The following is a 15626-nucleotide window of genomic DNA, read 5'->3' as shown; positions in this document are numbered from 1 at the left end:
CTATTTTGTTAGAACTTTAGATGGTGTATTTTTCTTTACGTTGTATATCTTGACTATTTTTCCTGGTTTGGCGTGCAAGATAGCATTGAAAAGATCTTGAACATCTATTTTATGATGAAATCGAATAAGGGCGTATTCTTCGCTAATGATGTTTTCTCTCTTTGCTTCCTTTTCTTTGTCATAGTAATGGTGAGAGTAGCCATTACATTCTAGACATAATAAAAGCTCTGGAACAAAAAAATCAACCCGATAACGATATTGCCCAATAGGGTAGTTAAATCTCAAATCAAAGCCTTTGAAAACTTGAATAAGAACTTCTCGCCATTGAATCTCATCTTTTGCATACATTTTGCTATAGTTTGCCAAGTCTCCAAACATTTCTTTTTTCAGTTTAATACCAACGGCTGTATCCATACCAAAAATTATTTTAATAACATCCTCTAAATGATATCCATATAAACGTCGCGCTTTACAACCAATTGACTGTATTGTTTTTGAATCTAGCTTAATAGGCTTAATTTCATAACTATGCTTGTATAAAAAACTATTAAGAGTACTTTGAGGGGTGTTTAAAAAAATAAGTATATCTTTTTTTGTGGCAATATTTTCACTAACAGAACAGTGAAAACCTGAGTTTTTAATCAATTGGGCTGCTTCCATATAGTATGTTTGAGCTGTTTTTTGGGAACTTGATGAAAGACCACATGCTTCTCGAACGGTGATATCAAGAGCTGTTTTAAGTAAAGCTCCCATTAACAAAACGCATCTTTTCCCAATATGTTTCTGATTCTGCCGTAGTTTATCATTGGCAAAAGCAAATGCATAAGCTTTGATTAAAGCCTCGATGGTATTTATTGTATACACATCAATATATCGACCTCTATAATGACTTTTTGCTTCCACTTTTACTTTTTTAGTCCCCATGTTTATTTCATTAGAAATAAAAGGCCTGAGGCCTTTTGGTAGGCTTTTAGTCCCCATGTTCTTTAAAGCTTTGTGATCAATATTTAACAGGTCAGCCGTTCCTCTTGTACTCATCACCGCTGATTTATCATTGAGGATATAAGCATCACAAAAAAGTCCTGGAACTAGTTGAACTTGGCCATGATAGATAGCTTTTGGTTCTAACATTGTGTACCTCCTCTGTGAGGTAACCTCTGAGATGAATGAGGCAGGTCAATCAGAGTTTTTGACTTTTCAAACAAGGGAGCGACCCTCACTCTAGCCTCATATGATCAATTATAGCTTTAGAGGTATCTCAATCAATATGTTTTCCAAAATCTAATAGTAAAATTGGAAAAGCGCAGTGGAGAAAGAAATTTAAAGTTGTTGTATGAAATGGATAGGACGCGAGTTTTCCCTAAAGCTTTTTTTCAAATTGTAAACTGTTCTCACCAGGATTCCACATAGCATATGTAACTGTAATAGTACACACTTGCTATTTTGCGTTAAGACCTACTCCAACGTTGTAGCACTTCCAGTGCAAGTACAGCATCTTCCTGTGTTTTTGTCAGTACGTTCAGCGTCTTCGCCATTTTGTCAACGCACTGCTTTAGGTCTTTTTCTTCGTGAAGTTTATACCCGCGTAGCATTGTCAACCATCCCAATAACTCCGCGGTCGCGGGTTTTTTATTGAGTCCGCTTTCGCGCAAGCGTGAAAAGAAATCGATGGCTTGTGCCACGGAGGTTTCGCGTTCGCTAAACTCTGGTATGCGCTTTTGCACAATTTCTTGTAGTTTTTCTCTGCTAGGAAAAGGGACATCGTAGTACACACAACGTCTTAGAAATGGATCGGGGAGTGGTTTTTCGTTGTTGCTGGTGAAAATGATAATCGGCTTCATTTCCTTGGAGGCTTGCAGTTTGCCTTGCGCGAGAAAGGGAATGCGAAAATACATGTGCTCGATTTCGTTGAGGATGTCGTTGGGAAAGTCGCGCGGTGCTTTATCGATTTCGTCGATGAGAACGATGGAGCGTTGTTGTCCGGGGTGGGAAAAATCATCGGGGACAAATGCGTTGGGAACATCTTGTGGCTTCATGGCGTGTAAGATCGCCAATCCCAAAGCGTGGTAGTTAACGTAATTGGCGGCTTTGGTTTTTTCGCCGTGTATTTGCGCTTCGTGAAAGCGTCCTAGGGTGTCGTAGGTGTAAAAAATATCATTGGCGCTACTGGTGGATTTGGTTTCAAATTTTAAGGGATTTTGCCAGCCGAGTTGCCAGGCTAGGTAATAGGCGAATTGCGTTTTTCCGGTGCCAGCTTCTCCGGTGAGAAGTAGCGGTTGGTTGAGAAACATCGCCGCCTCTGCGGCATTGAATAGACCATCGTCGGGGACATACCCTTGGGGATCTTCGCGAACTTCTACGTGGGTAAGTTGTACAGGTTTTTGCGCATTGCCTAGTTTGTCGCGATAGGGAAATTCAATTAGGGATGTCACTTTTTGTCTCCTTGTTGTATGTGTTTTAGCTGAAAGAAAAATTCACCTTCGTTTTTGTTGTCATACCCGGTGTACTTCAAGCGCCCAAAGCGTGGTTTTTGTGTGACGTTTCTTCCAACATCTTTTTTGAGATCTAGGAACATTTGCGATGTATCGTAGTGCAGACGTTCGTTTTTACGCAAACGCTGTAGTAAAAAATAGGCAAAGGGAGAATGACCGCTTTTGTCGTAGTCATCTCCGACTTTTTCTACTCCTCCGGATGTCAGGATCTGGCAGCTTTTTTGTTGGCTATGGTACACGACATATTGGTCAATGGCTGCCATGCCTTTTTCGCGGGCAATGCCTTTTCCTCCCGAGCGTTCACTGTCAACCAGTTTGCCGCTATAGCAACAATCGGACATTACCAGTACATGTTTGCACTTGCGCGCAACGTTGGCGATGCTGTCGCGTATGTCGGAATCCGAAATATAGGTTCCATAAGGGGCCTTAGCTTTGGCTTCTTGTTGCACCCAGTACGAGCGATCGTTGTTTTTGTCATAGGCGCCGTGACCAGCGTAAAAGATCAGAACCGAGTCGTTTTTGTTGCTGTTTTTGGCCAATTCGTCGAGAGCGGTAACGATCTTGTCGTCGGTGACTTCTTCATGAATGAGTTCCACATCTTCTGCGTCGAAGCAATATTTTTCACACAGCACTTTGCGTAGTTCTTTGGCGTCGTTGTGCGGTGTTTTTAACGGTGTCCACGAAGAATAATCGTTAATGGCAATAAGTAAAGCGCGAAACTTACCAGGAATGCTACGATAAATCTCGAAAAAATCTTCACGGCGTTGTACGGCGCGAAAAGCTTGCTTACTGCCATCGTTAAATTCACAAACGATAAACCACTCTTTTCCCATTTTGCGATGTTTCACCACGCGTCTAATGTGTTTAAAACCGTGATTGCGGAACACTTCGCGCCATTGTTGTGCGTTGAGTTTTTGTGGATCGAGTATTTTTGTTTTTATTAAAGCGCCATATTCTCCGCGATAGGTCACGGAGTCTGTCGGTTGTGCGCTCGCTCTATGCGGGAAAAACATCCACGTTGCGCCTACCACAACAAAAACCAGCAACAGTGCAGTGAGCAACAGCAAAACCGGTTTTGAGTCGCTTTTGTCTTTGCCGGTGGTGATCACCGCTTCGACTTTTTCTGCAAAATCCTTTATGGTGATGCGCTGATTTTTTTTGCAAAACCAGTCTTTTTCGATCTTTTCGCGTAGCAACTTGCGTTGCTCTTCACGCGGAAAGCGCTTTTGGGTCATGGGGAGTTCTAGCCATGCTAGTGCCATCTCTTGGTTGATGGATTTCAAAGATGGTAAAACGCGCAACACCCCTGTGTAGCGCACTTTTTTCTCCAAATGGCGAATAGGACGACATTGGTAGTAGGCCTCGTGTGGCGGCATTTTTTTTCCAAGGTATAGTAGTTTCTTCAGCCAGACGATAAAACGCGGTAGTGGTCGTGCGGGAAAGTAGAAAAAAACGCATAACACACCGTGTTGCAATTGTGGCCACTGTTTTTCATTGAGTTCTTTGATCCAGCTTTTCAATAGTTTTAAGCGCTTTTTCGAGGTATCTTCGGTAATTGGTAAGCGTAAAATCAGTATCTTGTCGCGTTCTGGGTATATTTCGGCGATGTCATCGGTGAGATCCTCTGGAGAAATGGAGTCTTCTCCCGGCCATTGAAAAATGGCTTCGCGGGTGGTGATCTGTAGATTTTGCGTGTGACTGTTTAGGATTCTAGGCAGCCACGTTTTTTTTACCGCCTCGATGTATTCGACGCATTTTTCATCCACAGGGCCGTGTACAAAAAAGAACAATGGTCGCGAATAGTCTTCGGCGTTTGGCGAATATTTTTTGAATACTTTTTTGACATCACGATTTTGGTCACTACGGTTGCACAGGTAGGCGACTTTATGGCTGTCGTTGTTGTGTTGTGTAGAATGCGATGTGCGCAGCAATTCGTTTTGTCCAAGTTGTGCGGCTTGCATGACGCTTTGCTGCACAGGAAAATTACGCAACTTGTGCAGTGATTTTTGTGCGAAAGGGAAGTCTTTACAAAAATGGCCTAACCACAAATCGAGTTTTTGTTGGCGATGCAGGTCGTTGACGAGTTGCTGCCAATTTAACTCTCTTTTTTTCCACGTCGCAAGGTTCATTTTGTGGATGACTTCCATTGCTCTCATGGGCGGGCACGCTACGGAAAAATGCCCGGCGATTTCCTGGATTTCTTGATGGGTTAGTGTATTCATTTTTGTGTCTTTTTATCTGAAGAAAGGTTGAATTATTATTTTATTAGACTTTGCGAAATGTGTCAATGTTTTTCATTTTGTAGGGCGTTTTTGCGGTTACTATGCAAGGAAAAGATGGAACCTCTAAGACACAGAGAATGGTAGTTAGTAACTGCAGTGCTCTATAGGTAATCCCTATAGGAATTTCTCCCTATGTTGTGTAAGTAAACTACCACTGGCCTCTGAATATCCTTAGAAAAGTAACCGTATCGCTACACAATAAGCCCATAGACAGATTACATCTGTATATCATTTTACAGTAGTCTATTTTCACGTGACGCAAAGGTAAAGAGAAAATGGATGGAAGTCAAGTGTTACTTGACTTTCGTGCCTGAAATGCACAAGCGCAAACCCAAATAACTACGGTGACTGCCGGGCCTGCTTCCGTAGCGCCTAGCCGACCGACAATACCCAATCCAGTTATACCAACTGCCGCCACGAAACACCCGTAACGACCGCTCTATAGAACCTTTGGGATCTCTCTGTTCAGTAGTACCATAATCATTATACCAATCACTACACCACTCCCATACATTCCCATGAAAATCATAACATCCCCAGCTATTCATATTCGCCAAACTTTTTACCGCTGTGGTTTTCTTTCTAAACTCTCTTCCTCTATAGTTTATCTTATCTGAGTCTACGCTATCTCCTAAATTATACGTACGCGTCGTTCCTGCACGACAGGCATATTCCCACTCCGCTTCCGTCAATAGCCTCATCCCCACCTTATCACAAAACTGCTGACATTCTTCCCACGATACCTGCTCTACCGGCCCCTCCACACCCACGTCCTTAAACCTAGATGGATTATCTTTTATAACCGTCTGCCATTGCCCTTGAGTTACTTCTGTTTCTCCCACCCAGTACACCTTGCTAATCCACACTTTATGTCTAACCTCATCCTTTTCGCCTTTAATGGATCCCATCCAAAACTTCCCTGGCGGTATCATCCTAAACTTAAACTTTTGACCACGACGCTTTAAAACTTTCATCAACTCTAACCCCTTTTCCTTCGCATACCAATCTTGATAACTTCGCGCTAGCTCCACTTGCTTCTCATGTGACAACTTTGCCCACTCGTCAACGGTAAAGTCAATATACTCTTGTTGTGTGTTCCAACACAACTCCCACAATTTACTGTCCCAATTTTGTGGTATTTGCTGCGCCTCCGCCGTCAATGATACGTCTTTTACCTCACGCTTTTGCGCAAGTAAAAGTACGTTGATCTTGTGGTTACCTGTCTTTCTCATACACAATGTCAGGTTTATCTTATATGTATCTAGTTCTGAGATCGCATCAATATGGTAACTTCGTATACTTTGCTGTTGTGTTCCGGAGGGGTTACTATTTATAAATACAACGCCCTCTGGTAACGTGCATTGTAATATAAGATCGCGTAGTGTCCTTGTTTCATTGTTGCGTAAAACAATTTCATATTGTGTATTCTCATGGATGCGTACTTGCTCAGAACCTCTAATTTGCAAATTTACTTGCAAGTTTTCCCAATCTACAGGCCAGAGAATTTTTGCATCTTCCAGACGTTTTTGTAAGAGATATGTATCTAATTTTTGTGTATAGATTTGTTGATCTACAATGTAAGCAAGTTGCGGCAATATTTTAAGATCTCCGTAGTCTTCAACTGAGATTATAGCTCCCATTATCAGTTTATCGACCTGTGGGATTTGTTGTGTGGTAAGTAAATGGTCTCTCCATACATTGAGCAATTGATCGTGGTCAACGCTGGCGATGTAATTGTCAAAAGTCGAAATTGCATAGATATTGGCCTGATGAGCACGGTGCACTTGCGTCTTGTCATTAACGATATCGTACACAAACAATTGGTGTTGGTCGCTGTACACAAGTTTTTCTCTAACAAAATCAATACAACTAGCATGCGAAGCAGTAAGAACTTTTTTGCGCTGACCATTTGCTATACTGTATATTAAGATGTTGTGTCCTTCTTGTATTGCTAGCCATTGTGCTGAATCGCTGATTGCAATATTACTAATCGAAGTTACATCGTTTTCCACAAATACCTCTATTGTACGTTTTGTCACAAGTGAGTATAAAATAACGCGCTTTGCTATGGTCATTGCCACAGCATTGTCAGCAAAACATAGATTTTGACTACTCTCTGCAATTTTTTGTGTGGTGTCAGTGAGTATGTTTAGAAGGTAGGTTCCGTTTTGGTCACTATACGCGAGATGGTGCTTTTTGGCATAGGCAAGGCTTTGAATTTCGGTTGTTGTTTTTTGTACAGTACGGTTATTATACACCACAAATAAACCATTTTGTGTTGCGTAGGCATATCCCTGTGTCTGATGGTGGTAGTCGATATGGAGAAAAGGCTCTGGTATGGTGTGCTTTCGTTGCGCTGTATAGTCACCACATGTCCATAGTACTTTGCGTTTGGCATCGTAGCAACAACCGTTTACGGTAGATTCTGCGGTGGCGATTTGTAAAACCCATGTTTGTCCGAAATCCATTGAAAAATATATCTGTCCCTCTCCAACACACCATAGGTGATCATCATGTGCTGTCAACTGGTAAAAATTGTTTTCGCTACCACTAAAGGGTAAGTTCCACGTTTGTCCGTTGTCATGCGAATACGCGATTTGCCCTTCGGCCCCTGCCACACATATTTTTTGTCCTTGTTTTACAATGCTATGCCAATCTTTTGAACCAACATATACCTGTTGCCAGGTAATCCCACCGTCCATGGAATAGCACAACAATCCACCACTTCCCACACACCATATATCGAGATCATCTACATGAAAGTCGTACATGTCTTCAGTGACAGGTAAAGTAGCACTTTCCCATTTTTTGGCATGGTTTTCTCTATAGAGAAGTGTTCCGTTGTCCCCTAACACCCACAATTTATTTTGTTCTCCGCAAATAGCGCGAAAATGCGCAAAGGGGATATTGTCTTGTCGTTGCCAGTTTGCACCGTCTCCGCGGTAAATTGCCCCGCCATCTCCGACACACCATGTGATTTTACCATCGCTGTAAATATCGTTGATGCATTCACGAGTGTACATTTGATGATAATCCCAATTTTTACCGTCGTTAGAAGACAAAATGATACGATTCCCTACTGCCCATATAGTGTCGTTGTGTAGTGTGATGGCACGGAGGTTGCGTTGCGCATGTATGCCGCTTACGCGCCACGAAGCTAGTGTTTTATCAGCATTGTCATCTTGTATAGTTATGTTGTTGTCGTTATCTATGCGTGCACGAAAACCGTACTCGTTACTGTAAAATACGTTGCTAGGGGTTGTTTTTTCCGCAAGCTCTATGTATATGATATCTCGTGAGTTATTGATAATGGGAACATATCGCCGTAAAGTTAGCAAGTATCCACAAAGGCAACTCAAAATTGTTAACAAAGTGTACCGCCACCATTTGCTACGCGAACATTTTACTTTGTGGTAGGTGATATGAGGCTCTTTTTTGTCACAGGTGTTGACGGCTTTTTCGATAAAATCGACACGCAATTGATGCTGCGAACCATCAACGGGCGCGATATGATGCTGCGACCGCGGAATAGCATCTGGGAAGTGGTGTTCTAGGAGCCAGCGATTAATAACTATGCGTTGGTCTTGAGTAACGCCGCGCTTTATCCAAACTTGCATGTACTGAGGCAAAGAAGTGTTTTTCTCCCACGACCACATATCTTGTTGCTGTATACTTTTGTTGATGGCAAGAGCAATTCTATTTTGTTTCATTTGTTTATTCCATTTGCTATTTACGTTAAAGTTGAGCTTGTCATTTTTTAGAACCACTTTGTGGTAGAATAGCTATCCATTTTTGGCACCTCTGTATTTTGTGTGTAAAAGTCACTTTCTATTTATCTTTTAAACCCGAAATGCATAGGCGCAAACCCAAAATGTTGTAACGGCTACGTGGTGGCAGCCTGTAACGTTTCGCCGATCGACAGTCACTGGCTGTGTCGTTCCAGCCGCCGCTACGAAGCACTCGTAACGAACCTTCTATAGCCCCCTTGGGGTCTTTTTGTTCAACAACATCATAGTCGCCATACCAGTCACCACACCACTCGCACACATTGCCATGAAAATCATAACACCCCCAACTATTCATGTTGGCTAAACTTTTTGCCGTTGTAGTTTTTCGTCGATCCTCTCCTCCTTGACAGTTTATCTTCTCCGAAGATACACTATCGCCCAAGTTATACGCTCGCGTTGTTCCAGCACGACAAGCATACTCCCACTCTGCCTCCGTCAATAACCTCATCTCCGCTTTTTTGCAGAACTCTTGGCAATCGTACCAGGACACCTTCTCCACTGGCCCCTGTAAGCCCACATCTTTGAAGTCAGATGGATTCACCCTCATAACAGCCTGCCACTGTTCTTGGGTTACCTCCGTCTCTCCTACCCAATACACCTCACTAATCCAAACCTTATGCCGTGCTTTACTATCCTTTTTATCCTCAGTAGAGCCCCTCCAAAACTTTCCCGGTGGAATCATCTTTAACACAAACTTCACACCACTGCGTTCCAAGACCTTCGTCAATTTCAACCCCTTTTCCTGCGCATACCACTTCTGATAAATTTGCGCTACCTCTACTTGTCTTTGATGTGGTAGCTGGACCCATTCATCAATCGTAAAATCCCAATACCCTTTATCACCATTCCAACACTTTTGCCACAACGCTAAATCTGTCTTCCAATATTTATTAAGTACATTGGCTAAAGGTAAATTAACATCTTTTCGTTTTGTCAAATTTAAACTACGCCAGTATATTCCACCAAAAGCAAACAGCAAGGTACAAAGTACAAATGTTATCCATTTTTGGTATTTGTGTTGATTTTGCAAATTACGTGGTAGCGTGTTATATAGCATTGTGTAAAACTCTTGCTGTTTTTTATTCACCAAAGTATGAAAAATCTGTGTTATGTTATCGGTGTGTGATAAAAATAAATTTCCCAGGGCCCCTTTTGTTAATAAGCCGTTCATCACGGCGGCGTATTGCGACGGAGATAATTGCTTTACCAACAATATACGTAACCATTGCGGCATAGTTCCGTACCGCATCCATGGTAACAAGCTCAAGGAGTTGAGTCTTTCTTCACTAAAAACTGAATGGCTACCATGTTGTAGTGTTTGTCCAAGATACATCGTGGTTTGCCAATTGATTTTTGGGGAAACAGCGCATGCTTGTAACCAGTAGTAACCAACATCTCCAAGATACCTGCGTAGTTGTTGTTGCAGTTGTTTGCAAATTTTACGTGTTGGAGTATCTTCGTTCAACCACTGTTGTGGGTCTTGTTGTAAAATCGGAGGTAATTTAGGCGAATAGTCGACGAGGTCGACAGAGCGAAACTTTTTGCCGGCGATCATTTCACAAAAGGTGTCCACCCCTTTTTGGTTTCCGGGAAGAACCGTTATGTCGAGGTCCATGAGTAGCCACTCCTTGTATCCCCAGTTCACTATTTGCTGCGGAGTAAACAACGTCGACACACTCCAGTACTGTAGAGTATTTGCCCACGTATGCGTTTGTCCGGTGTATTCATCGATCAAGCCGTCACCGTCACTATAGATCAGCAAACGATGTTGTGGGTATTGGTACAACAATTGCCGCAAAGAGAGATTTTCGTCGCGGTAAGGATCATAACAAGTGCGCGGGTCGGATTCAAAGAACACTTTTTTTACTTGAATTCCTTGCGCTATTAGTAGTGATAGCATCTCTTCTGCCCAACGCGCATGGTGATCTTCGCTTTGTGTGCGATCAATGAGAGCGAGATAGTGCGGAGCTTGTTTACGTGTTTCGTATATGGGGGTAAATAGCCCGGCGTTATTTGCCGTCGTCACCGCCGTTTTCTCGTAGTCAATCTTGTGGGAAAAAATATAGCGACTTTGCTGTAAGTTTTGAATTCCTGGCATCTGAATAGGCGTAGCGTATAATTTACGACGGTTTTTGATCTCCAAATGTTCTTCGCTGTCATGCTTTTGTACCATTAAAAGAGGATAGCTATAACGGCGTTTTTTCCACAATACAACGTAACCAATGATAAAAACAAAAGTAATTAGAATAATCCACCACAGCAACGGAAAGGGAGGATACTTCATCACCGCATAGTCACTACTGGAAAGATTGGACAAGAAGGTAAAAATGGCAAATTGTCGCGGAGAAAGTGAAATCGTTCCGGTGTTCACACGATTTTGATCGAGAGCCACCTCAATATTTTTGCTGAGGTAATTCGGATGTGTAATATTGAGCGTCGTGCTACGTGTACGACTTTGTAATTTAAGTGTAAATTTACCTTGGCGATCACTTTGTACACGCGTCTGGGCACATTCGATCCATGCCCTAGGAACAACTGTGTTTTTTTCGTCGACAATTTGACCGCTAATGACATATACCGGTATCGAAATAAGACGTACGTTAACCTTTGTTTGTCCAACAGTAATTTGTTGTGTCCACAAGAGATGATTTGCTGAGCGAACCTGCATTGTACGCTCTGCCGTAGGGATATACTCTATAACAGCGTTACCGTTGGTGTCACTGCGCACATTTTGTCCAGCAAATTCAATTTCGCAGTTAGGTACTCCACGATTTTGCTCATCACGCACTGCAATGGCAATTTTTTGCTTCGGTACTTTTCGTAGTTGCGACACCAATACCACACCATCTTGCACTACTATTTCCTGCGCTAGCGTTTGGTATTCTGTATGAGAAATGCGTGCGGTAATCTCTTGTTGAGGTGTGTAAAATTCGATACGATACTTTCCACTCGCATTGGTCATAGTACGATGTCCAGTATCGATTGTCACCTGCGCGCTAGAAATAGGCTGATATTTTTGGTTGCGTACAACGCCTGACAGTACGAAGCTATTCATTGCTATGCGTCCGAGGTTGTTTATGTTTTCTTCAGGCTCAAATTCTTTGACTATGGGTTGATAGTTATCATGAGAGAATTGCAATTCCACTTTGGAAACGTCGGTGGCGAGTGGCAATGAAAATGCCCCACTAGCATCACTTAGCACACTATTGTCGGCAAAGGTAACTTTGACATGCGTAATAGGACGCCCGTATTTGTTAACGACCACGCCGCGAATTTCTTTTGTAGGTACAATATGTGTATCGGAAAAGTAATTTACGACAAAAACAATCACGCTTATCGCCAATAAAAATGACACAAACAAAGGAGCAAAACGCATCTTTTGCAAAGGCGAAGGTTCTTCCTCAGTTGCGGAAACAACTGGTTTGGCTTTCTCTTTTTCAGTGACCCTTTCTTGTGGAGCAAGCGGACGATAGAACTGCGCGAAGTGCGCGGGAAACTCTTGCAATTGAGTAGGGGATACGCACATCACCGGTGCAATGTAACGCACAAGTTCTTGCATTTCCATCGACTCGCGCCCTGCAGATACAAAACCAATCATCAGATTTTGCACCGAATAGAGTTGATCAATGGTGGTGTTGTAATTGAGAGACTTGAGATAATAAGAGAAATCCCCAAGGTGTTTTTGCAACAGAGTTAGTTGGACTTTCACGTTTTTTCCTTTTTTGCAGCGCTTTATTTATAATTTTTGGGAATAAAACCATCAATAGAACCTAGCTTGCTACCATCATTATTCTTGATAAACTGTCGTGCCTTAAATGTAATTACACTCGCTCCCATCTCTAAGTGCTTACGATTTTTCATATTCAGCCTTTTTAATAAGGAAACAAGTTCTTGAATCTCTGCGACTTTACCTAACTGGGTGTTTGCAGCACGTAGTTTTGTATACGCGTTGTTGACTTTTTGCTGCATTGTATTGTAATATTTGCCCGGTTTTGTGACTTTTAAAAGACCGCGAAGAGCGTATTCTAAATCGAGCATTAAACCTATGATAAATGTAACGCGAAGTTTCTCTTGTGTTGTTTTTTGTGAGACTTTGTGATGTATCGAACCTTGTGACCAGCTAACCAGCTCAAATTTACTGTCGGATTTATGCCCGCCAACATTGATTAATTCTTCATCTATTATCGTATGGCATTTGTAGCATTGCTCCGCAATGGAGTAGATGTCTTCGATATTTTTCATTCCAAGTTTTTCACTGGCTTGGCGCCGTTTGGCTTTGTCTTTTGTTTTATCGGCGTGAAGCAACAACCAATCTTTTCCTTCTCCATGACAAGATTCGCAGGACACTCCGGAAATATTCACGACACTGTTACCGTCGTGTCGTTGTGTAAAGTGGCAATCAGAACAACGTTTACTTTTGCGTGGCTTTTCTTCGATACCTAAGTTTTGCAATATTTGCTTTGCGTGTACATTTTCATCTAGTTCATCGTAAGTCTTATGGTGACGTGTGTTTTCCCAAACTTTCTTTTGCTGTTTGTGACATTCGCTACATTTTTCAGCACCCACAGTCTTTTTGTCATTTCTTGGTATATTTTTGATGGCAGAAATCTTTTTAATTTGTTGTATCTCTTGCGATGACAATGAACCATTTTTTGGTTTGTGCTGCGACGTTTTGTTTTCGGAGGGTTTTGTCTTCTCTGATTTTACAGTTTTTGTACTGGTATTTTTTTTGTTGTTTTCCCCATGTATATTTTTTTTTCGCGGAGCATTGTGCGTAATCACATTGTTTTTATTTTTTACTGTATCATCCACTTGATTCATCACTAAATTAGCAGAGCCATAAAGTTTCTTTTTAAACGGTGTCGCATGGTAGTTGTGACAAGATGTGCAATTTTCTCCGACTATGTTGTGATTATGGCATTTACTGCATAAATCTTTGGTGATAAATTTAAACTCATTCATAAATTTTTTGGGATCGTCATTTTCATAAAAAGCTCTGTCATAGACATCTTTGTAAAAGTATTTGTTGAAGGTGTGACACGAATAACAGTCCTTTTGTACTAAGATGTGAGGTTGATGTGAAAAACGTGTAAATTTAGGTGCGTATTTTGGTGAACTAGGCTTCCAATTGATTTTCAACACTGAATTTCGCTGTTCCGCTTTCTCTACGCTATGGCATTTCAAACAACGATCTAGTGTGCGCATGATATAATGGGTGTTGCCGTTGGCTTCATCTTCGGTGCTGATCTTGTCGGTGTTATAAGTTTTTGCCATCAAATCTAACCATGCCTTCATCATCGGGTCGCGGTGTTTATGTGGACGATATTTTAAAGTGTAAGAATAGAAATACCAACCAGTAGGAGCTTCTTTTTCTTCAAACTCGAAAGCATTGAATCGTTCATTTTTTCTCGGGTTAATCGGTGGAATAATACGAGATCGAATCACTTCCAACATATTCGAAACATCGGGAAATAGATTTTTCAATTTTTGATTGTCCATAGGGACTTTAAGAACCTTTTGTAAACGTTCACTTAAAGCCGAACTATCTTCTTTCGCAATTTCATCACAAAGACGTTTTATCATAATGACATATGCATTCATTGCCTTGATCTCATTTCGATCCTCGTCACCTGGAGATTCAGCGATGGTATCATAGAAGTATACTTCTAAGTATTCATTTATGTCTTCGTCTTCAAGCTCTTTGTCTTTGGACAACAATAGACGCATAAATTCTGTAGATTCTCCGGAGAGTTCTTCATATACAGACGGCCATTTTTTGAATTGGGGACGTATTTTAAGCTGTCGGGAGTATGCATAAAAGTCTTCCATTAGAAAACCGGGAAAACGCAGAACATCGATGTCTTCGTCAAATTTAAAAATGTCCTCATTGTGACACTGCTTGCATGTTTCCTCAAAACTCCTAATCCCCATAAACTGTCTATGACCGCTATGGCATGCATCGCATTTGTTGGGTATATTTTGTACCCCCTCCTCTTTTTTGTCTACAAAATATTTATTAAAATGCGTTTTATGATCAAACATAATATTTGTACGTCGTTTGTAAGGATAGCGCACAAAATCGGGGTGATTCGTAGAAAAACCATTAAACTTTTGTGTGTGGCATGTTTGACATTTTTTATTGCTCAATTTTGTCAGATCAAAATTACGCCCTTGATGCTCCTTGTGACAAGCAGAACATGCTAGTTGTGGGAGGTGATTTGTTTTTTTTAAAATACTTGCTTGCTCTAATGTTTTTGCAAAAGATCCGTCCGTATTGTTTTTGGGTATAGAAAATTGACGGTTGTGTTGTTGCCAATCTTCATTTGACAATCCATGAACATTTAATTCTGCTGAGTTATTGTAGGCTTGTTGATGGCAAATCGTACATTGCAAAGCATCTTCACGCGAATTTTTCGTCTGTGAGTGGCAATAATGGCAATTTTGTTTACCTACGTCGATCGCGGCATGCACGGATGTTAATTTTCCCAACCGCGAAAAATGAATCGCCATAGTGGCAAAGATCGTAACAGAAACAATAATGGCGATGTAGGACGGTTTTATCTTTGCTATTGTTGTTGCGATATAAGAAAAGACCCGTTTGATGAAGTGAGCTATAGATAAAACGCTACGTAGTATCAAACTGCGTTTATAATATCCTGCTTCCAAAAAATCCTTGGTAGAAAGACTTGAAACGCTTTGTTTTACAGCGTCATATTCAACTATTTCATCTTCGTTGTCATCGTCATAGGTTTTTACAGAAGACTCAAAACTGTCTCTGGGCTTTTGATCAATGGATGTAGCACGCTCAGTTTTTTTTGTAATTTTTTCTTCGTTATCGTGGGCAATATTTTTTTGTTTATTTAGGTTCGTAAAATTTTGATCGCCCTGCACTTTTGGTGTAACGTCATTTGGTGCAACGTCATTTTTTTCATCATTATCAATTAATTTTTCGAAACGAAGTCCTCTATAAGTCTTTTGTACACTTCCGTTTTTCATCTGGTCATCGGAGAGTATCTTACACCATAAATCTTTGGTTTCTTCTGCGTCCATTTGCTATAGTTCCT

At 41.3% G+C, this 15626-nt stretch carries 6 protein-coding genes; all 6 read right to left on the bottom strand.

Annotated features, from left to right (window positions below; translation table 11 throughout):
• Window positions 1-1131: a DUF559 domain-containing protein gene (locus UABAM_RS22880; RefSeq protein ID WP_151970318.1), complete on the bottom strand. Its 1131-nt coding sequence runs from the start codon at window positions 1129-1131 to the stop codon at window positions 1-3.
• A 317-nt stretch (window positions 1132-1448) separates the two neighbouring features.
• On the bottom strand, window positions 1449-2432 hold the full coding sequence (locus UABAM_RS22875; RefSeq protein ID WP_151970317.1) for an AAA family ATPase: 984 nt from the start codon (window positions 2430-2432) through the stop codon (window positions 1449-1451).
• Complete coding sequence (locus tag UABAM_RS22870) at window positions 2429-4714, bottom strand: caspase family protein (protein WP_151970316.1); 2286 nt, start codon at window positions 4712-4714, stop codon at window positions 2429-2431. Before UABAM_RS22870 ends, UABAM_RS22875 begins: the two co-directional genes overlap by 4 nt.
• A 353-nt stretch (window positions 4715-5067) precedes the next feature.
• Entirely contained in the window at window positions 5068-8484 is a 3417-nt protein-coding gene (locus tag UABAM_RS22865; RefSeq protein ID WP_151970315.1) for an SUMF1/EgtB/PvdO family nonheme iron enzyme, read from the bottom strand.
• A 118-nt stretch (window positions 8485-8602) separates the two neighbouring features.
• Window positions 8603-12271 carry an SUMF1/EgtB/PvdO family nonheme iron enzyme gene (locus UABAM_RS22860; protein WP_151970314.1) on the bottom strand — a complete coding sequence of 1223 codons (3669 nt, stop codon included), beginning with the start codon at window positions 12269-12271 and terminating at the stop codon, window positions 8603-8605.
• A 23-nt stretch (window positions 12272-12294) separates the two neighbouring features.
• Window positions 12295-15612, bottom strand: a complete 3318-nt coding sequence (locus tag UABAM_RS22855; protein WP_151970313.1) for a multiheme c-type cytochrome — start codon at window positions 15610-15612, stop codon at window positions 12295-12297.
• Window positions 15613-15626: the final 14 nt, after the last annotated feature.

It is taken from the genome of Candidatus Uabimicrobium amorphum (genome assembly GCF_009002475.1).
GTDB classification, from domain to species: Bacteria; Planctomycetota; Uabimicrobiia; order Uabimicrobiales; family Uabimicrobiaceae; genus Uabimicrobium; species Uabimicrobium amorphum.
The sequence above is the reverse complement of the archived record's forward strand: the minus strand, read 5'-3'. Positions and strand labels throughout refer to the sequence as shown.

Coding starts and splice junctions, on each gene's coding strand:
- UABAM_RS22880 (WP_151970318.1), bottom strand. CDS start 1,131: ATGTTAGAACCAAAAGCTATCTATCATGGCCAAGTTCAACTAGTTCCA.
- UABAM_RS22870 (WP_151970316.1), bottom strand. CDS start 4,714: ATGAATACACTAACCCATCAAGAAATCCAGGAAATCGCCGGGCATTTT.
- UABAM_RS22865 (WP_151970315.1), bottom strand. CDS start 8,484: ATGAAACAAAATAGAATTGCTCTTGCCATCAACAAAAGTATACAGCAA.
- UABAM_RS22855 (WP_151970313.1), bottom strand. CDS start 15,612: ATGGACGCAGAAGAAACCAAAGATTTATGGTGTAAGATACTCTCCGAT.